Origin of the sequence: Methylomonas sp. LL1 (assembly GCF_015711015.1) — a bacterium.
GTDB lineage: Bacteria > Pseudomonadota > Gammaproteobacteria > Methylococcales > Methylomonadaceae > Methylomonas.
The window spans coordinates 3,114,800-3,134,964 of sequence record NZ_CP064653.1; the positions used below are offsets into that span (position 1 = coordinate 3,114,800).

The window sequence follows — 20,165 nt, forward strand, 5'->3', positions numbered from 1 at the left end:
TAAGCGGATAACACAAAAAAACCCGCGCGGCCTTTCGGTCGGCGCGGGTTTTAAAAGCGGGATAAAAAATCCCGTGGCTTATTTCTTCCCGAACAAGGCCATGATTTTTGCTCGTTTGACGAACAACAAATAGCCCAACAAGCCTAGGATAAAGCCGTAAAACAATTGCCCGATGAAAGATGACTCGTTCGCTGCCACTGCCTGGCTTGCGGCATCACTCGCCGGTTTCGCGGCTGGCGGAGCCGGCACAAAGGCTTTTTCCTTGGTAGTCCGAATTTCCGGCAAGCCCAAGCTTTTCCAAGCATCGTAATCCTGCCAAGCCGGATATTTGCCTTGCCAGAACTCCTTGGTGAAATAAGGCGCCAGACTCATGCCATGCACTTGCGGAATACCTTTTTCATCCGAAAAGCCTTTGTAAACCACCAGACTGATGTCTCCACCCTCGCCGATACCATCGGTGGTGAAGGATTTTTCAACGTGGTCATGAAACATCCACACACCTTGGCCAAAACTATTCAAACCGTCATCGACACCGCTCAACTCTAAATCCAGCCGTTGCGCCGGCACCATGCCATGCACATCGCGCTTGATGTATGAGGACGGGCCGTTATCGACACCATCGTAATGGGTAACCATCGGCTTATGACCATGAATATGCATCGCAAAGGCTTCTTCGTGACCGTTTAAGATCCGTAGTTTTACCTTTTTGTTCTCTTCCATCAGAATCAGCGACTCCCTCAATGTATAAGGAAAAGAACGGCCATTCAGCATGAAATAATCGGGCTCGGAGTCGGTGATGTCGTACTCCTGATTCAAGCGCTTGCCTATCAGACGCGGATCGTTAGCGGAACGCGCCATCAGATGCAGTTCCTTATCCGCCGATTGATAGTGCAGATCGTATTCTCCGGAATATTTTTCCTTGACCGCTACCGATGGGTGGCGAACCTGCCCGCCGCCGACATTGAATACCTGCACCCAGTTGTTGGGGCGATTTTCCTCGACTACGAAAATACCTTGCAAGCCCATTGGGATATGCACATGCGGTTGCACATGGCAGTGGTAATACATGGTGCCGGGTTGGCGCGGCTTGATCACATAGGTTTTGCTGCCGCCGGGTAATACGTCCATCTGCCCGGTTTGACCAACTCCGTCGTTACCTTCGCCGCTATGATCCATATAAGGATGATCGATACCGTGCAAATGGATGGAGTGCGGCAAATAATGGCTATTTTCCAGCACCAACCAGACGATATCGCCCTGTTCAACCCGAATCACTGGCGAAGGTGCGCGCAGCAATGGATTGGCGATAGGCTCATACAGACTCAAAGTCGACATATCGCGGGTTTTTGGGGCATAGACCCAAAAAGTCGGCTGTATGCCAGGCGCAATATCGAACGTGGTTGTGGGTTCGCGCATATCCGGCGAATGGCCATTCAATTCGGCAATTTCCAGCTTGATGATGTAATGATCGGGATCGCCGTCACCGTCCATGTCATCGCCCAGGGTGATGGCATCGGCGGCCAACTGCGTTTGCATCAGTGTCGCCATCGAAACATTGTTGGTACCTTTGACGAAAGCGGCAATATCGGCTGGATTGTCAGGGTTACACATCCTTGATTCTTGAATTTCCACTCCATCGACTACCTGGGCATCCCGCCATTTTGGATCCGTGAATTCGGAACACACTTCCTCCACCGCACCTAGTTTGACGCTGCTGGTGGGTGGCAGACTATTAGTAACCGCTGCGGCCAAGGGCGACAAGGGTAATAACAGGACTCCACACAAAATGGGAAGAACTTTTTTATGCATAGAAAGCCTCATAAAAATTGACGACGAGCTTATTGGATGACGAAACGTGGGTCCAATATCAGAAAAGCCAGATACTGTAACCAGAACCCATGGGCAAAGTACAGAAAATATTTCGAAAACTACAGTTTAACAAAGCGATTGGACAGGGCAAAAAGCCTACATGTTGGAAAATCGTTATAATCCCCCCAAAGAGCCTGTTTACCCAAAACGATTGCCACTCCGATCTCACGACATCTTATGCACCCAGCCAGACTATTGCTTTGTACTTTATTCATTCTTTTAGTTCACGGCGGTGTTAGCTGGTTTATCAATCAACCACAAAATGCCGGCACCGATGTACCCTCCGGGAAGCTAACCAGCTTATCTTTTGCCCCGTTTCGAGAGGGTTTTAGCCCACTGGAAGAAGTATTCCCGCCCATTGAGCATATCGATGAAGATATGCGTCTGTTGGCGGACAAAACCCATAGCATTCGCACCTATGCCAGCACGGGCGGACTCGAAGCCGCGCCCGGTATTGCCCGCAAATACGGTTTGACCATGATCCAGGGCGGCTGGCTCGGATACGGTGTTCTGGATAATAAGAAAGAAATGGCTGCCTTGATCGAATCCGCCAACAGCAATCCCGACGTAGTCAAACGCGTGATCGTCGGCAACGAAGTGTTGCTGCGCGGCGAAATGGATGCAAACCGCCTGATCGCGTATATCCGCCAGGTCAAAAGCGCCGTCAAGCAACCGGTCTCGTATGCCGATGTCTGGTCGATGTATATGAAACATCCGGAGTTAATCAAGGAAGTCGATTTCATCACCATCCATATTCTGCCTTATTGGGAAGACGAGCCGATTTCGGTGGAGCATGCCGGCGAACATCTGGAAAAAATCGTCAAGCAAGTCGAGGACGAAGCCCGCGGCATCGCACCGGGAAAACCAATTCTGATCGGCGAATCGGGCTGGCCCAGCGCCGGCCGCCAACGCGGCATGGCCATACCCGGCGTGGTCAATGAGGCCAAGTTTATTCGCGACATGATCCAGGTGGCCAATCGCCACGGCTTTGATTACAACATTGTGGAAGCCTTCAACCAGCCTTGGAAAAGTAACCTGGAAGGCGTGGTCGGGGCCAATTGGGGTTTGCTGTCGGCCGATAGAAAGCCCGTCTTCCCATTAACCGGGCCGGTCTACGAAAATCCCGATTGGCCACTGCATTTCGCGGCAGCCACCGTACTTTGGCTACTGATTATCGCGGCTTGTTTCAAGCAACTACGGATTGCATCCGTCGCTCGGCTCGTTGTTTTTCTGACACTGGCCCAGCTATTTAGTGCGTGCATGGTCACCCTGGCCGATTTCCTTTGGTATACAAGCTACAGCATGCTACAGCGCGGTTATACCTTATTTATAGTGTTAGCCAACGCGATGCTGGGATATTATTTAATTCGCCGCTACTTAGATATTTTGCACGGCAAGCCCGGCGATGAGCGGCTGGCAAAACGGCTGAGAAATATCTATCTGTTTTTTATCGCTTTGGCTTTATATAAAACCTACGGCTTGGCGGTCAATGGCCGCTATTTGAGCTTTCCTCTAGAACAATTTGCCATCCCCGTACTCGGCATCATCGGCCTGATCGTGTGTCAATGGCTATGCCAAGGCAAACCGAATGGCCAAATGTTAAGACTCGATTCATTAATCGGCGGGAATTTAGCCAGTCGCCGCGATCGACTGATTGCTTATTTTTTGAGTATTGCCGCAGTTGCCATGGTCTTAGGCGAAACCAAAGCCTTCATGGATGGCCGGGATTTTATACAAGCCCATCCAGGCCTATCGGAAGGCCTCCCCGTAGCCTTGAGCTACACGCTCAACAACCAGCAATTAGTCGGCTGGATTGCCTGTCTCTTGGCGTTATCCTTGCCTTTCTGGATCAGCAACACGGACCATAAAACCCAGCGTTGATACCCCGCACGCGGGCCGGCCTAGCCGACAACCCGCGTAACGATTTACGAACATGACAGTTTGCCGCGCGGCAATTTGTCACATTTTCAATGCCACATCAATTATTTAAACTATCTGCAACTCTTGTATGCGCTCCCTCTCCTAAGGGTAAAGAGTTTTAATATCCTTCCTCAATGCGGCTTAATGCCGCATCTTTTTTGGACGAGGTCTATGTATGGAAAGAAACTATCAGGTAGCCGCCTCCGCTTTCGTACATCCCGACGAATTACACTGGCGCACGGCCTTTCATGAAGCGGGCCACGCCGCAGCCATCCATATCCGCAACCAACAAAAACAATTACCCCCGGTATTTTTTGAAATCCAGGTCAAAAGACCCGCCAAACACACGGATGAATTCTTTGCCAAAGTCATCGATGGTAATTTGATTCAAAACCTACCGATTGCCGTCATCGAAAGCTTTTCCACGCTATCGAATACGGTGCAACATAGCTGTCAACGCGCCTACGAAGCCGACGTAGTAAATCTGTTAGTCGGCCCCTTGGCGGAAGCCAAGTACGTATCCATCCGTGACGATGAAATTTTCAATCTGAATTTGATCAATTTGAATGCCTTGCGCAATTACGGAGGACACAGCGATCTGGAAAGGGCAAACCATTATCTCGAATATTTCATAACCTCAAAAGCGCACCGCGAACAAAAACTGGCGGAACTGCTTACGCAGGCGTACCAGTTTATTAATACCCCTAATTATTGGAAATGTATCCAGTCGCTGGCCCACTTTATTCTGGACAGCCAGCAGGAAGTCATCACATGCGATGAGGCGATCACTATTTTCGACTGCTGCCTATTGGCGCAGCAACATACGCGTTGGGGTAATTTTATCGAATTCGCCGGACGATAAGCCTTAAACAGCTACAAGCCCATTTCGTTAATAAAGACCGCGCATTGATTTCGGCCGGCCTGTTTGGCCTGGTATAAAGCCTGATCGGCCCGCACAAACACATCGTCATGCTGATCGTGGCTGGTAAATTCGCAAATACCGCAGCTGAGCGTCAGGCTGATACTCTCGCCGTTATAGTTAAAGCCGCAGTGCTCAATCATATCTCTGATGTTTTCAGCCATTTCCAACGCCCTTGGGGCCGGGGTATTTGGCATCAGCATCACGAACTCCTCGCCGCCATAACGGGCGACAAAGTCAGTGGCCCTGCAGTTATTCAACAACAATTGCCCCACCAAAGCCAAAGTTTTATCGCCCGCCTTATGCCCATAACTATTGTTGATATTTTTGAAAAAATCGATATCCCAGATAGCCAACGATAGCGGCTCCCGATAGCGTTTCCAACGGTTTGCTTCCATTTCAACCCTATCTTTGTAAGCAAGCCGATTAGGTAAACCGGTCAACACATCGCACAAAGCCCGATCGTGCTCGATTTTCAGTTTGGTACGCAAGGTCTCGGTCTCGGTCTCCAGGGCTTGCAGCTTTTCCGTCATCAAGGAAATTTGCTGTTGCGCCTGCCGCTGCCGCTCGTCCTCCATCTGCTTTTGCTCGACCAATTGCAACATCAGACGATCCAGGTGCTCGCCGGTCATATTTTTTAATGACGCCAGTTCCTTGGCTTGATGGGTGGAATCCTTGATGTTGCTCAATTCAAAATTGATTTGAGCATTGAGCTGATCGCGATGATCCAAGGTCAGTCGCGCTGATTGCCCTACGATTTCCGCGTGCTGTTCGATTTCGCCTAATTGATCGGTTAAATTGGATAAAAATCCGTCTATCCCTTTTTGCTCGGCAACCGCATACTCTTTAATATCCAACAATAGCGCGACAGCCGAATCAATGACCTTATTCAATGACTGAGGGTCTGGGTTGGCCTTAACTCTCTGCCTCAGCCGGGCTTTTTGCTGCTGAAATCGCATGGGCACGGCAGTATTCAGCAACAACTCATCAATTCGCTGCAACAAATAATCATTTTGCTGTTGCGGCGAGTCTTCCGGCCCGACGTTTTGTTCGGATTGTTTCGAGATATGCAGCAAGGTCTTGGAAACGGCCTGCAACTCGGGCGCCAGCTCGCTCAAACTAGCGCCAGTTTTCAGGCGCTTACCAATTCGAAGCAGATGCGGCTCAAGCAACTTGTGGCTGCCCTGACAAAAAATCAAAAACTGTATCACCAACTTATAAAGCAGCTTTTCTTGCTCGACGGACGAAGAATTATTCATTCAGTTGACCCGCGACCTAAGCCAATACACATTGATTACGACCGCTCTGCTTTGCTTGATAGAGTGCCCCATCGGCACGCACGAACAGGGACTCGTTATTGTCGCCGTCGACATATTGGCTTAGACCACAGGAGAGCGTAATTGAAACCCGGTCGCCATTGGCATTAAACCCGCTCCGCTCCACGATTTCGCGTAGCTTATCCACCATCACCAAGCCATTCCTAGCTTCGGTTTCCGGCAACAACATCACAAACTCTTCTCCGCCGAAACGCGCCACAAAATCGGCTTCCCGGCAATATCGGGATAACAGCTTGGCGATAATAACCAATGCCTTGTCTCCGGACTTATGCCCATAGGTATCGTTAATGTTTTTGAAAAAATCGATGTCCCATACGGCTAGGGTCAATGCGGTACCGTATCGGCGGGCTCGGGCCACTTCGTCCGCCAACCGCTCTTCGAAAGCCAGCCGATTCGGTAAACCGGTCAATGAGTCACGCGTGGCCCGTCGCTGAGCCAAATCCAGCCGGGATTGCAACTCCAGGGTTTCCGACTCCATTTCCCGGAGTTTTTGCATCAAGGCCCTTAACTCGCGCTGTGTTCTATCTCTTTCGACCTGTTCCTGTAGCGTATGCGTCTGTAGCTGCTGACTGATACTGTGCAAGCGTGTGCTGATTAGCTGCTTCAAGGGTTCCAGCTGGGTGGCGGTGGCGGATTTTTTCTGTAAATCAGCCATTTGCGCGGCAACATCTCGGTCCAGGTTACTGCGTTTTTTTAGTGTATCTTCATTGGCAATGTTGACACCCGAAGTTTTCAAACCCAGCTCGGCCAACTCTTCGGTCAACGTTGACAGAAAATCCGCCATTTCCTGCTGTTCGACCTCCATGTGTTTTTTGATCGACAACAACAATGTCACCGCGTCATTAAAGACCGGCCCCAAAGCCTGCCCATCCTGTAAACGAATTTTTAGCTGCTTGGCATCGTCGGCAAAAAGATCGGGTAGTTCCGCGCTATCCAACAGGCGAATCATATGTTCACTGATGGTCTTGCTATCAGCCAGCGCCAATTCGGCGGCAAAACCGTCATTATCTTGGTGTTTTTCGTCAATCAGTTCGGCCAAGGCCAAAAATAAACGCTGAGGATTGGCAATCTCGCGGCCATCGTATTGCTTTTGAATCGTCTGTAATTCGGTCTGGCAATCCGGGTATTGATAGCCGAGAAAATCGAATAACATGGAAGTATCGCCCTGACTACCGACGGGCGTCTCTTCAAGCACCATCAAGGCATTGGTGAATACCTGCAACTCCTTTTGCAATCTCTGGCTTTGTACGCCTGTCTTTAACAGATCGCGAATGCGGTCCAGATGGGGATCGAGTGATTTATTGAAACCCTTGACGGCTAGCGCAAAACGGACAATGGTCTTGCACAGCAAATCTTCGTTTGCTTGATAATTTTTTTCGGCTTGTTCCTGGCTATCCAACAACTTGAAGTATTTTTCCTTCCAATGCTGGGGACTGCCGTCCTTGATTTTCGAAAAACCCATGAAATCTTGGCGCCTCGAGTAGAGAGTTTACAAACAGGCAATTATAGACCATCGGCCAAGCCATGCTGGCAACGAATCAATAAGCCCAGAAAAATCATTTAACCCCCGAGATCACGAAGAACCATCAATGCGTTATTCAATAAAAACACCGACTTGCCATTAACAGCAAAGATAAACCGGGCTCGATCAATAAACCATTGAAATTCTTCGCCCCCCTTGGCTTTACTCGGAACGAATTGACGTTACCGAAAGTGAATCCGCCAAATAGCAAAATGCTTCGTGACTATTTTGCCCCGGTTTCTTGCTGGATCAGCTGATTGGTTACCGCAATCATGTTGTCTTGCGACTTGGCGGTAGTGGCCGTCACCCGGTATTTGCCATTCACGATGATCGCCGGCACACCGGTGATACCGTAACGCGCGCCCATGGTTTCGGCCTGGCGCATTTTGGCGTCGACCAGAAACGAGCCGTATGCGGCGCGGAAATCTTCATCCTTAACCCCATGCGCGGCAAAAAATTTCGCCAATTCGTCTTCCGAAGTCAGCTTTTGCTTTTTATTTTGTATGGCGTCGAACAAATCGGCATGGACCTTTTCAGTGACGCCCAACGCCTCCGCGGTAAAAAAGGCTTTGGCATGCTTGCCCCATAATTCGCTGAATACCGCCGGCTGCCGGATAAACTCGACATTGGCCGGTTTGGTTTTCAGCCAGGCAGCCATCGAGGGCTCCAGACTATAGCAATGCGGACAGCCATACCAGAAAAATTCGATGACTTCGATCTTGTCCGGATTTTGCACCGGCTGCGCGGGTGACACGGCTTCATAGCCGCCCTCGGCTTTTACCAGAGAGGCAAAACAAAACAGGCCTATAAAGGCGATTTTTTTCAACATCAGAGTTCTCCGTAAGAATGTAATCCAGATAAAAACATATTCACGCCCAGAAACGCAAACAAGGTGACAAAAAATCCGACCACCGCCCACCAGGCCATCGGTTTGCCGCTCCAACCCTTGCTCAAACGCATGTGCAACCAAGCCGCATAATTGAGCCAGACGATCAGCGCCCAGGTCTCCTTGGGATCCCAGGACCAATAACCTCCCCAAGCTTCCGCCGCCCATAATGCACCCAGAATAGTCGCCAACGTAAAAAAGGCAAAGCCCAGTGCAATAGCCTTGTACATCAGATCGTCCAATAAGGCTAAATCAGGCAACCGCGTCTGCAGCAAGCCGTTTGGATCAGCAGTCCGAGCCTGGCTTTTCAGCACATAAACCAAACCTATCATCGCCGCCAGCGAAAACGCGCCATAGCCGACGAAATTGGCCGGCACATGAATTTTCATCCAGTAGCTGTTTAATGCCGGTACCAACGGTTGAATACCGTCGGCGTGCCGATCGAAGGTATACCATAGCAAGAAACCAACCGCCGCGCTGATCACCAACAGCACAAACGCACCCAATCCACGAGTTTGGTAATGTTGCTCATAATGCAGATACAGTAGCGCGGTGATGATCGAAAACAGGATGAAGACTTCGTATAAATTGCTGACCGGAATATGGCCGATGTCGGCACCCATCAAATACGACTCACGCCATCTGACTATCAATCCGGTCAAACCCATGGCGGTTGCACTCCAGGTTAAACAGGAGGCCACCTTGCCGACAAACTCGCGCCCTGACAATAACAAGCCAAAATAGGTCAGCGTCGCCATCACATACAAGGCACTCATCCACATGATGGCCGATTGGCTGGCAAACAGATATTTCAATAAAAATGCGCTGTCGGCCCGACCCAAATCACCGCCATACAACGAAATCGCCAGCAAACTGAATATCGCCACCGTCAGATTAAAGCCTTTTAATGCCGGCCAACTCCAACCCAGCCAAATCAGTAATGGCGCGGTAGCCAACAGAATAGCCACTTCATAGCCATCCATCAACGCATGATATTGGCCGAATACATAAGCGGCAGCGCTGATTACCAACCCGGCCCACAGCCAGTCGTGGAGGCTTCTTAATTGAAAATAGGCAAATTGCCGATGGGGGTGTTGCCAGGTGTTATCCATGAAAGTCTCGCTACGCAAAAGTGGCGTTTTGGGTCAGTTGCTGTTTGATAAGTTCAAATTCCTTGTCAAAATCATAGCGGTTACGTAACGCGCTACCGGCCAGCAACATCGCCGTGCCGGTTCCGCGTGCTTCCAGCAAAATCCATAAGCGGCGCTGAGGCAGGTAAAACATGCAAAACACCCCCACCACCAACAATAAACAACCGGGGAAGACCAGCCATTTACCTGGCGAACGGGTGATTTGCAAGCCGGTGGCTTCGATATGCTGGAAGCTTTTCAACTCCAGAAATAGCGGTGCATTATAGAAATGCGCCAGATTGACGGCTTCCACCGCATCCGAAAAAAACTGCGTATCGAATTCAGTCAACGATTTGCCGGTATCAATGCCTTCGTCGCGCAAAATCTCCAAATAAAGATTTTTTAGCAGACGCTGCAAAACCGTGACATAGACTTGCGAAATCTCCTGGCGCCTGCCCTCTTCCAGTGATTGATCAATGCCGGCGGAAATTTTTTCATAACCGCCCTCGACGAACTGGCCGGCCAGTGACTGCATGAATTGCGCCACGGCCAGCCTTTCTTGATCCGAGGATTGTTTACTGTTTTCCGTGGAAGCGGCGGTTTTCATGGCAATGGTTTTGATGACTTCCGGATTGCGCAAGGCCTGATAAAACGCCATGAAACGGCTTAACCGCTTTTCGCTATCAGCCGGCATAAACCAGTAATTGAACGGCTCGGATACTTTTGCGCGCATGCCGCTCAAATAAAACCAACGACCTTCCTGCAAAATCGGCTGCATGTAGGTCAGATATTCGTTGGCGGTTCCATCCGGACGGCGTAGTTTGTACTGAAAGCTGGGGCCGAGACTAATAAATTTCTTGTCGCCGCTGGGAGCGGGATTGACGTTGAACGGCCTAAAATCGGAAATCTCTAGTTGCTGGCCGCCGGCCTGAGTAAATTGCTTCACCGTGGCTTGCAAGTCAGCCACCAGTTGGTTTGCAGACATCGGCCACGCTTTCAGATTCAGTCTCGACCCGCCATCGCCAAAGCTATTTTGATAGATCGTGTAGCCTTGATAGGTCAGCGGATGATTCACCGAAATAGTCTGTTTTAAAGGTTCGGACAACGCGGGATCGATAATTACCAAATCGCTTTCGAAGGATTTGGGCTGGCCGCTGGGATAATGTTCGATCCGAAAATCATCGACATAAATGGCGAACGGCAGTTTTTGCAGCAAATAACCGTTTTTATAATCGATGAAGGCCAGATCGGCTTGCCCGCCCTCGGCGATATCGACATTGGCGCGAAAAGACAGGTTAGCGGCGGATAAGGTACTGATGGGCGGAATCTCGCCGGCCGGGATGCGCCGGGTTTCCACCGCGATCTTGCCGCGCCATTCGGCGATTTTCAAGGGCAGATTACCGTCCATCAGGCCGCCGATACAAATCACGATAATGGCGGCATGGCTAAAAATATAGCCGAGCCGGCCGCCACTGCCCTTTTTAGCGGCAATCAGCACATCCACGCCATCGCTACGCTGCCTGAAATTATACCGATGGGCCTTCAACAGTGCCGCTATTACGGTCAAATTATCCCGCACGCTGCCGGCGGTTTCCAGTTGCACCCTATGCTCCAGTTTCAGCAAGGCATTGCGCTGGCTGTGTTCGCGGTAATCATTCACATCGCGCAAGATACGCGGCAGATTGCGATAGACGCAAACGCTGGTCGACAACACTAGAAAGCCGAGTATGGTCAAAAACCAAGCCGAGGAATAGACATTGAACAGATCGAGGCTCTTGAACAGTTCGAACCAAAACGGACCGAATTTCAGCACATAGTCCGGATAAGGCTGGTTTTGCCGCACCACCGTACCGATCACGGCGGCGATGGCAATGGCGACCAGCAGGGTAATCGCCAGGTTCATCGAACCTAAAAACCGGAACAAGATACGTATTGTCGATTGCGGCATGAAGAGCGGAGTCAAGAAAGGTCAATCACTGTACAACCGACAGCGATTAAAACAGCTCCGGCGGCAAACACTGCCGGAGCCGGAGCAAGCAGATTATTTCATGGTCGAGATGTAATAAGAAACGGCCTTGATATCCTCATCGGTCATTTTTTTCGCAATCATGTACATCATATTTTCACGATTATTGGTACGTAAACCGTTTTTGAAATCGGTCAAAGTCTTGATCAAATAATCGGCATGCTGCGAATGCAAGGACGGATAGGCGGCGGGTTTATTGCCTTCGGCATAAGGGCCATGGCAGGCCACGCAAGCCGACACTTCCCGGCTGATATTACCGTTGCGGTATAAATCACTACCCTGATCGATCAAATCAGCCAATTCGGCTTTTTTCTGCTCATCGGTTTTTGCCGGCGCATCGTCATCCTCGTCGCTAGCGGGCAGTACCGGTGCCGGATTGGGTGAAATTCTATTGGCTGAATAATAAGCCGCAATCTCCTCCATGCTCTTGTCGTCAAGCGACATGGCTAACGGCGCCATCATCGCCGAATTGCGCAAACCGCCCTTGAAGGCTTGTAATTGCTTAACCAGATAAGCTTGGTGCTGACCCGCAAGCTTTGGAAAGCCGGGCATCATGCTATTGCCATCTTCGCCGTGGCAACCGGCGCAAGAGGCTGCTTTTTCCTTGCCCACGCTGGACGACTTACCTTGTGCGTAAGCAAAACCGGTGCTGGTGACGAGCGCCAAGGAAATGGAAACAGTCAGCAGTTTTTTTATCATTATTGGCCCCTGTTCAGGAAGGTTAATCGACGTAAAGCAGCCTGTAATACGCCGCCAGACGCTATAATGCTCGGATTCTAACCGATTTATAAGCCTTAAGCGAGATAGCGATGAATCCAGTGTACCATCAGGCCCAGTTCATCAACAGCGCCCCCCGATTGCAGGACGCCCCCCCGGATCAAGGCATGGAAATCGCTTTTGCCGGGCGCTCCAATGCCGGCAAGTCCAGCGCCATCAACACGCTGGTACAACAAAACGCGTTGGCCAGAGTCAGCAAAACTCCCGGCCGCACCCAGTTGCTGAATTTTTTTGCGATAGACGACCAGCGCAAACTGGTGGACTTACCGGGCTACGGCTATGCCAAAGTACCGGAAGCGATTAAAAAAGACTGGCAACAAATGATGGAAAATTATCTGAAAAACCGCAAAGCGCTGTGCGGCATCGTATTGGTGATGGACATCCGCCACCCCCTGACCGAATTCGACTGGCAAATGATCAATTGGTGCGAGCACTCCAATCTGCCCCTGCACATCTTGCTGACCAAATCCGACAAACTGAAATTCGGCGCGGCGAAAAACACCCTGTTGAAAGTCCAAAGAGATTTGAGCCAGGTCAGCGTCGTGGTGACGTTGCAATTGTTTTCCGCACTCAACAAAATTGGGATTGATGATGTTCATCAGGTTTTGGATGAGTGGTTCCAGTATTCGCAAACGGCAATCGAATGATCGAGTTCAATCCGTAAAAATCGGCCAACAGTCCTTTAACGGTTGGCGTATCCCTTGAGCAAAGACTGCCCTGCGCCCTTAGCGCTCGAGCCATTCGGCTTGGTTTAGCGCGATCTTCATGCCGCGCCAGCATTGCAGCTTTTGCTGATAAGACAGGGCGGCATGGGCCGGACTAGTCGATGGCAGGCGTTGTAAGTTGAGCGAGCGCTCAACCAATTCCGGCAATACCAATCGCCGAAAAGCCTGTTCGGCGGTAGCGCCGTTGAAAAATACCGTATCAACGCCTGGATGATCGGCCAAGAAGCCGTTGAAGTTGTTCGCCACAATCGAGTGTTTAGCGATAGCCGCATCCAGACTGCCGGGGCGGTAGCAAGATTTCATTACGTCCCACAACGCAATATCCGCCTCGATTAGCGCCTGGGTTCTCGTGGCATAGTCAGACAGCGGGTCGAACCCCACTATGTCGCCAAGTATCCGCCAAAATTGGTTGCGGGGATGAGCGTAATATTGGCCGGCATCCAGCGATGCCTTGCCCGGCATGCTGCCCAGAATCAACAACCGGGCGCTGGAGCCGGCAATCGGCGGAAAGCTCTGTATATTCGACATGATCTTGATTAAGCCGGCCTATTCCAACCCATCTTCCGCCGAACCAAACTTGTCGGATAATTTTAACAGCACATACAACGCGCCGGTGCCGCCGGCCCTCGGCGGGGTGGAGCAAAAAGCCAGCACATCCTGGTGTTGGCGCAACCACAGATTGATGTCGTTTTTCAGTACCGGTTGATTATCCGGCGAGTTATACCCCTTACCGTGGATAATTTGCACGCAACGGCAGCCGTCTTCCACGCAAAAATGTAAAAACCGCAATAACTGGCGTTGGGCTTCGCGACTGGTCAATCCATGCAGGTCTATATCCGCATCCAAGCCGAAATAACCCTTGCGTAATTTTTTCAACACATTTTTCTGCAAGCCGGGAGCGATGAAACCGACCTTGTCTTCCTGGAACAAGGTTTCCAGTTCGTCTTGCACCTCGTTTTGCAAGGGATCGACCTGTTCCAGCGGCTTAAACGTAGGGACCGGGCGCGGTTTCTTGTCGGGTTTTAGAACCACCGTATTGGTATCGATACGCCGGACGTTGCCGACGGCGTTTCTGAATAAATCGCCGTCTTCTGTAAAAGTGGTTTTTTTTGTCACGTAAGCTGCTGGTTTTGCGGTTTTTTTGCTAATATGGGCCAATTCTAAAGCGTTTCATAGCCGCATGCACATTCTGATTAGCAACGACGACGGGTATCTGGCTCAGGGCATCAATACCCTGGCGGCTACCTTACAGCAATACGCGGAAGTATCCGTGGTTGCTCCCGATAGAAACCGCAGCGCGGCCAGCAACTCATTGACGCTGGATATGCCCTTGCGCGCCACGCCTTGCGACAACGGTTTCGTCAGGGTCGACGGCACACCTACCGATTGCGTGCATCTGGCGGTCACCGGCTTACTGGAGAGCGAGCCGGACATGGTATTCGCGGGGATTAATCATGGCGCCAATCTGGGAGATGACGTGCTGTATTCAGGCACAGTGGCGGCGGCGACCGAAGGCCGCTTTCTGGGCTTGCCGGCCGTGGCGATTTCACTGGTCGGTAGCGACCCCAAGCATTTCGATACCGCCGCCCAGGTCGCGGTAACCTTGTTGCGCAAAATTCAAGCGCATCCCTTGCCGGAGGATACCTTGTTGAATGTGAACGTCCCCGACTTGCCGCTGGATCAGCTCAAGGGTTACCAATCGACCCGCCTGGGCCAGCGGCATAAAGCCGAAGCTGTCATACGCGGCAACGATCCGCGCGGCCATACCATCTACTGGGTAGGCCCGCCGGGTAGCGAGCAGGATGCCGGCCCCGGCACCGATTTCGATGCTATTCGCAACGGCTACGTTTCAATCACGCCCTTACAACTGGATTTGACTCGCTACGACCGCCTGGAAGGCTTGCGTGATTGGCTGGCATTGGAGACTACGGCATGAAGCATCGTTTGCAAGGCATGGGCATGACCTCGCGCCGCACCCGCGACCGCATGGTGTCACGGCTTAGACAACAAGGCATTAGCGATCCCAAGGTGTTGGCGGTGATGGCTGACATTCCTCGCCATGTGTTTGTCGACGAGGCACTGGAAAGCCGTGCCTACGAAGACACAGCCCTACCCATAGGCCATAACCAAACCATATCCCAACCCTATATCGTAGCAAAAATGACCGAGCTGTTGCTGGAAAAACGCTCCTTGGGTCGAGTGTTGGAAATCGGCACCGGCTGCGGCTACCAAACCGCCATTCTGGCCAGGTTAGCCGAGCAAGTCTATACCGTGGAACGCATTGCGCCATTGATGAAAAAAGCCCGAGACTTGCTATGGGAATTGGATATTAAAACCGTTGGATTCAAGCATAGCGACGGCGGTTGGGGCTGGCCCGAACATGCGCCTTATGACAGCATTCTGGCGGCGGCGGCACCGGCCGAAATCCCGGAAGCCTTATTACAGCAAATGGCTGTCGGCGCTGTAATGGTAATTCCGGTCGGACGGGAAGGCATGCAGGAACTACACCGCGTTACCCGTGCCGAAGACGGCTTCATTGACGAAGTGATAGAACGGGTGACCTTCGTGCCGTTTCTATCCGGCGTGAGCCAGTAGTCCCTCAACAATTCCAATCTTATTCCGACCCGACTGATACCGGCCCATCTAACCCAGCTCAATCATGGAGGCCGGCGCTTGCTGGTCGAGATCTTCCGCCTGTTTTTGCCATCTGACCAACTCAAGGCTGCCATCGTGATGTTCGACGATAGCGGTACAACTTTCGACGAAATCGCCGGTATTCACATACAAAAAACCTTCAATTTCCTTGATTTCGGCATGATGGATATGCCCACAAATCACGCCGTCGACGCCCTCGTTTTTCAGAGTCTTGACGATGGTTTGCTCATAATCCGACATAAACTGCACCACGTTTTTGACCTTAAACTTGATGAAGGCTGCCAGGGAAAAATGCGATTGCACCCCGAACATGCGCCGGCACAAGCGCAAGAAACGATTGATTTCGATCAGCCAGTCGTAGCCAACACTACCCAGCTTAGCCATCCAGCGATGATGTTGGGCAATGGTGTCGTACTCGTCACCATGCACCACCAAGAAGCGCTTACCTAGCCCGGTGGTATGAATATCCGACTTTTTGACCACGATGTCGCCGAAGATGTAATCGTCGTAATCCCTGACATTTTCGTCGTGGTTACCGGGAATATAGATAATTTGGGTGCCGTGCCTGGCCTTGCGTAAAATTTTCTGGATGATGGTGTTGTGATCGCGGGGCCAATACATTTTTTTGGATAGCGCCCAAAAATCGATGATGTCCCCGACCAGATATAGCTTGTGGCTATCGTTGTGCTTTAAAAAATCCAGCAGGGCGTCGGCCTGGCACTGGGTTGAGCCGATATGAAGATCGGATATCCAGATGGTTCTATATAACGCGGTAGTCATCGTTTAAATCTAAGTGGTCTCATGTTTAAAACGGATGTTCTATTTGTTCAAAGACCTTGTTCCAGTGATTCATTAACCGCTCGGAGATCCCTTGGCGAACGAAGCCGCGCAATCAGGTCTGGCGCCAATTGTAGGCAATCCAGGTTACGCTAATATGACAGACAGCGGTTCAGGTCAAATCCGACAGGCCGGTCAATTCCTGCAATGCCTGACCGGACCTGGCATGCAAATGGCTAAATGCCTTATGCAAAACTTCCCATCCTTCGAAAGCGATAAGTACCCAACGGCCGGTTTTGCGATCCCATTCGTTATCAAACAGCGCACCCAGCTTTACCAGGCGAATAAACGATTCATCGCTGGGCGAATCGATATAAGCCTGCGCAGCCTCCAGTTGGTCGGTTGAAATCAAGCGCGCCGCCGGTCGTCCGTTGCTGGCATGGTGGTTGGTATACATCACAAAACCGGGGTCGATTCCCACTCTTTTCAGGCCATGGCAGTGGCTTTCGAAGTTTTCAATTTGAAACGGCAGCAGCGAGGGCATGGTCATTCTCCAGTCAGGTGTTGAGCTATTATGCAGAATAACCTACAAGCCAATACCATTCCAGTCGATACATGATCCAAGGAGATTCCCACGGCCGAAATCGGGTAAGGTAAAATTCGGACTTATTTTCCATCATGCGCTTCCAGGGGTGAATAAGGCGTCGAAGCCTTCGTCATACACTGCTTTCAGGCACCGGCAGTCCATACTGGGACGCCAACGACTAATGCGAAATAACCATAAATTTCATTAAAGGGCTAAGCATTAACTTAGCCCGACATGGTATTGTGCGAAATCGATTTATTTACTAAACGTCAATCCATCCGTAGCGGTCTCCACCTTGATCACATCCCCCGGCACAAACCGGCCGGACAGGATTTCGTTGGCCAGCGGATTTTCCAGTTGGCGTTGGATGGCCCGTTTCAAGGGCCGCGCGCCGTAAACAGGATCGAAACCGACTTCGCCGAGCAAATCCAGCGCGGACTCGCTGATCTCGAAACCGATGTCGCGTTCCTGCAGGCGGCGGTGCAATAGCTCGATTTGGATTTTACAGATCGCTCTAATTTGGCCTTGGCCGAGCGGATGGAACACCACGGCTTCGTCGATGCGATTGATAAATTCGGGGCGAAAATGCTGGCCAACGATCTCCATCACCGCGTCTTTCATCGTATTGTAGTTTTCTTCACCCGCCAATTCCTGTATCAAGCTGGAACCAAGATTGGAAGTCATCACGATCACGCAGTTTCTAAAATCAACGGTACGGCCCTGGCCGTCGGTCAGCCGGCCGTCGTCCAACACTTGCAGCAGCACATTGAACACGTCGGCATGCGCTTTTTCGATCTCGTCCAGCAAAATCACTGAATAAGGTTTGCGGCGTATCGCCTCGGTCAGATGGCCGCCTTCCTCGTAGCCGACGTAGCCCGGAGGCGCGCCAATCAAGCGGGCCACCGAATGCTTCTCCATGAACTCGGACATATCGATCCGCACCATGGCTTCTTCGGTATCGAACATGAATTCGGCCAAGGCTTTGCACAACTCGGTCTTGCCCACGCCAGTCGGACCGAGAAACAGGAATGAACCATTGGGCCGGTTGGGGTCGGACAGCCCCGCGCGGGAGCGGCGGATCGCGTTGCTGACGGCTTTCAGGGCTTCGGTTTGGCCTATTACCCGTTTGGCTAGCTCATCCTCCATCCGCAGCAGCTTTTCGCGTTCGCCTTCCATCATTTTCGAAACCGGAATGCCGGTCCATTTGGAGACGACTTCGGCGATTTCTTCCTCGGTAACCTTGCTGCGCAGCAACGTGGTTTCCTGCATCTCGGCTTGCGAAGCCAAATCCAGCTCCTTTTCCAGCTTGGGAATTTCGCCGTATTGCAGCTCGGACATGCGGGTGTAATCCTGAACACGGCGGGCAGCTTCCAATTCAAGCCGAGCGTGCTCCAGATGCTCCTTGATGGTGGCCGTGCCTTGTAATGCGGCCTTTTCAGCCTTCCAGATTTCGTCCAAATCGGAATATTCCTTTTCCAGTTCGGCGATGTCGGCTTGCAATATTTCCAGGCGTTTTTTCGACGCGGCGTCGGATTCGTTTTTCATCGCTTCGCGTTCGATCTTCAGCTGGATCAACCGTCGGTCGAGCTTGTCCATGGCTTCCGGTTTGGAATCCATTTCCATCCGTATCCGGCTGGCGGCTTCGTCAATCAAGTCGATGGCTTTGTCCGGCAACTGCCGATCGGAAATGTACCGATGAGATAGCATTGCCGCAGCTACGATCGCAGGATCAGTAATATCGACGCTGTGGTGAATTTCGTAGCGTTCCTTCAAGCCCCGCAGAATGGCGACAGTGTCTTCCACGCTGGGTTCGTCAACCAACACTTTCTGGAAACGGCGCTCCAAGGCGGCGTCTTTTTCAATGTATTGGCGATATTCGTCCAAGGTTGTCGCGCCGACGCAATGCAGTTCGCCGCGCGCCAGGGCCGGCTTCAACATGTTGCCGGCGTCCATCGCACCTTCGGCTTTGCCGGCGCCGACCATGGTGTGTAGCTCATCAATGAACAAAATCACCTGACCTTCCAGCTTGGCGATATCGTTCAACACGGCTTTCAGGCGTTCTTCGAATTCGCCGCGAAATTTGGCACCGGCAATCAAGGCCGCCATGTCCAGCGACAATAATTGTTTGCCCTTTATTCCCTCGGGCACTTCGCCGTTAATGATGCGCTGTGCCAGGCCTTCGACAATCGCGGTTTTACCGACGCCGGGTTCGCCAATCAGCACCGGGTTATTTTTGGTACGGCGCTGCAGGACCTGAATGGTGCGGCGGATTTCGTCGTCGCGGCCGATGACCGGATCCAACTTACCTTGTTCCGCGCGCTCGGTCAGGTTGATCGTGTATTTTTTCAAGGCCTGCCTCTGATCTTCCGCATTTTGATCGTTGACGTTTTGGCCGCCGCGCATGTTGTCGATAGCTTTGTCTACCGCGGAAGCAGTGACGCCGGCGCGTTTCAGAATGTTCTGCAAAGTACCGCTGGTTTCCAATGCGGCCAGTACAAACAATTCACTGGAGATAAAGGCGTCCTTGCGCTTTTGCGCCAGTTTGTCGGTCAGATTCAGCATACGCGACAATTCGTTGGAAAGCTGCACGTCACCGCCGGCACCGGATACGCTGGCTAGCCTATCGATGTCCTTAACAAGATCGCTACGCAAGGCATTGACCTGAATACCGACTTGTTGCAGCAAGGGTTTGATGCTACCGCCTTCCTGATCCAATAGGGCCAGCATGACATGTAGCGGTTCGATGAATTGATGGTCCTTGCCCAAGGCCATACTTTGAGCATCGCCGAGTGCCTGCTGAAATTTGCTGGTGAGTTTGTCCATTCGCATGCTGTGTACCTCTAAAAAATGGGATGTTGCCGCTTAGATGAGGCCCCATTGGTTTTTTTCAAGTTGCTTCGGTCGTATTCAAGTATATATTTCATCCGCCAATATACCTGTACTGTTCAGCATGCAGTAAAGCTGATTCGGCAGTTAGTGCTGGAGGTAGCCTTGATAAATAAATCACAGTACAATTGCTAAGCTCGGATAAAGATA

General features: G+C 51.4%; 17 protein-coding genes. 5 read left to right on the top strand and 12 right to left on the bottom strand.

The genetic code is table 11. The features are described from left to right. Nucleotides 1-78: 78 nt before the first annotated feature. Nucleotides 79-1,809, bottom strand: a complete 1,731-nt coding sequence (locus tag IVG45_RS14440; protein WP_196434506.1) for a multicopper oxidase domain-containing protein — start codon at nucleotides 1,807-1,809, stop codon at nucleotides 79-81. Nucleotides 1,810-2,046: 237 nt separating this feature from the next. Between IVG45_RS14440 and IVG45_RS14445 the strand changes: the two genes are divergently transcribed. Continuing rightward, the gene (locus IVG45_RS14445; RefSeq protein WP_196434507.1) at nucleotides 2,047-3,750 is read left to right on the top strand and encodes a glycoside hydrolase family 17 protein; all 1,704 of its coding nucleotides are present in this window, start codon (nucleotides 2,047-2,049) and stop codon (nucleotides 3,748-3,750) included. 214 nt (nucleotides 3,751-3,964) lie between these two features. Next, nucleotides 3,965-4,651: a hypothetical protein gene (locus IVG45_RS14450; RefSeq protein WP_196434508.1), complete on the top strand. Its 687-nt coding sequence runs from the start codon at nucleotides 3,965-3,967 to the stop codon at nucleotides 4,649-4,651. An 11-nt stretch (nucleotides 4,652-4,662) separates the two neighbouring features. On the opposite strand, the gene IVG45_RS14455 is transcribed toward IVG45_RS14450, so the two are convergent. The 6 genes from IVG45_RS14455 to IVG45_RS14480 form a co-directional block, all read right to left on the bottom strand. Beyond that, the gene (locus IVG45_RS14455) at nucleotides 4,663-5,967 is read right to left on the bottom strand and encodes a GGDEF domain-containing protein (protein ID WP_196434509.1); all 1,305 of its coding nucleotides are present in this window, start codon (nucleotides 5,965-5,967) and stop codon (nucleotides 4,663-4,665) included. 16 nt (nucleotides 5,968-5,983) lie between these two features. After that, on the bottom strand, nucleotides 5,984-7,507 hold the full coding sequence (locus tag IVG45_RS14460; protein WP_196434510.1) for a GGDEF domain-containing protein: 1,524 nt from the start codon (nucleotides 7,505-7,507) through the stop codon (nucleotides 5,984-5,986). A 283-nt stretch (nucleotides 7,508-7,790) separates the two neighbouring features. After that, nucleotides 7,791-8,396, bottom strand: a complete 606-nt coding sequence (locus IVG45_RS14465) for a thiol:disulfide interchange protein DsbA/DsbL (RefSeq protein ID WP_196434511.1) — start codon at nucleotides 8,394-8,396, stop codon at nucleotides 7,791-7,793. Next, nucleotides 8,396-9,565 (bottom strand): c-type cytochrome biogenesis protein CcsB, encoded by a 1,170-nt coding sequence (gene ccsB, locus IVG45_RS14470; RefSeq protein WP_196434512.1) that lies wholly within the window; start codon nucleotides 9,563-9,565, stop codon nucleotides 8,396-8,398. The genes IVG45_RS14465 and ccsB overlap by 1 nt, the downstream gene beginning before the upstream one ends. Nucleotides 9,566-9,575: 10 nt before the next feature. Continuing rightward, on the bottom strand, nucleotides 9,576-11,507 hold the full coding sequence (locus IVG45_RS14475) for a cytochrome c biogenesis protein ResB (protein ID WP_196434513.1): 1,932 nt from the start codon (nucleotides 11,505-11,507) through the stop codon (nucleotides 9,576-9,578). 117 nt (nucleotides 11,508-11,624) lie between these two features. Beyond that, a complete protein-coding gene (locus tag IVG45_RS14480; RefSeq protein ID WP_196434514.1) occupies nucleotides 11,625-12,308 on the bottom strand; it encodes a c-type cytochrome in 684 nt (227 codons plus the stop codon). A 110-nt stretch (nucleotides 12,309-12,418) separates the two neighbouring features. Here IVG45_RS14480 and yihA point away from each other — a divergent pair, with 110 nt between their 5' ends. Continuing rightward, nucleotides 12,419-13,033 carry a ribosome biogenesis GTP-binding protein YihA/YsxC gene (gene yihA / locus IVG45_RS14485; protein ID WP_196434515.1) on the top strand — a complete coding sequence of 205 codons (615 nt, stop codon included), beginning with the start codon at nucleotides 12,419-12,421 and terminating at the stop codon, nucleotides 13,031-13,033. A 78-nt stretch (nucleotides 13,034-13,111) separates the two neighbouring features. On the opposite strand, the gene IVG45_RS14490 is transcribed toward yihA, so the two are convergent. Together IVG45_RS14490 and IVG45_RS14495 are read right to left on the bottom strand one after the other, a co-directional pair. After that, nucleotides 13,112-13,639: a DNA-deoxyinosine glycosylase gene (locus IVG45_RS14490; protein WP_196434516.1), complete on the bottom strand. Its 528-nt coding sequence runs from the start codon at nucleotides 13,637-13,639 to the stop codon at nucleotides 13,112-13,114. A gap of 18 nt (nucleotides 13,640-13,657) precedes the next feature. Next, the gene (locus IVG45_RS14495; RefSeq protein WP_196434517.1) at nucleotides 13,658-14,227 is read right to left on the bottom strand and encodes a Smr/MutS family protein; all 570 of its coding nucleotides are present in this window, start codon (nucleotides 14,225-14,227) and stop codon (nucleotides 13,658-13,660) included. A 64-nt stretch (nucleotides 14,228-14,291) separates the two neighbouring features. Here IVG45_RS14495 and surE point away from each other — a divergent pair, with 64 nt between their 5' ends. Both surE and IVG45_RS14505 read left to right on the top strand, forming a co-directional pair. Beyond that, nucleotides 14,292-15,047 (top strand): 5'/3'-nucleotidase SurE, encoded by a 756-nt coding sequence (surE, locus tag IVG45_RS14500; RefSeq protein ID WP_196434518.1) that lies wholly within the window; start codon nucleotides 14,292-14,294, stop codon nucleotides 15,045-15,047. Further along, nucleotides 15,044-15,706 carry a protein-L-isoaspartate(D-aspartate) O-methyltransferase gene (locus IVG45_RS14505; RefSeq protein WP_196434519.1) on the top strand — a complete coding sequence of 221 codons (663 nt, stop codon included), beginning with the start codon at nucleotides 15,044-15,046 and terminating at the stop codon, nucleotides 15,704-15,706. Before surE ends, IVG45_RS14505 begins: the two co-directional genes overlap by 4 nt. A gap of 48 nt (nucleotides 15,707-15,754) precedes the next feature. Here IVG45_RS14505 and IVG45_RS14510 read toward each other — a convergent pair whose 3' ends face one another. The 3 genes from IVG45_RS14510 to clpB all read right to left on the bottom strand — a co-directional run bounded on the left by IVG45_RS14510 (nucleotide 15,755) and on the right by clpB (nucleotide 19,958). Further along, nucleotides 15,755-16,546, bottom strand: coding sequence for a UDP-2,3-diacylglucosamine diphosphatase (locus tag IVG45_RS14510; protein ID WP_196434520.1), 792 nt, complete (start codon nucleotides 16,544-16,546; stop codon nucleotides 15,755-15,757). Between the two features lie 169 nt (nucleotides 16,547-16,715). Next, entirely contained in the window at nucleotides 16,716-17,087 is a 372-nt protein-coding gene (locus IVG45_RS14515; protein WP_196434521.1) for a hypothetical protein, read from the bottom strand. A gap of 297 nt (nucleotides 17,088-17,384) precedes the next feature. After that, nucleotides 17,385-19,958, bottom strand: coding sequence for an ATP-dependent chaperone ClpB (clpB, locus tag IVG45_RS14520; protein ID WP_196434522.1), 2,574 nt, complete (start codon nucleotides 19,956-19,958; stop codon nucleotides 17,385-17,387). Nucleotides 19,959-20,165: the final 207 nt, after the last annotated feature.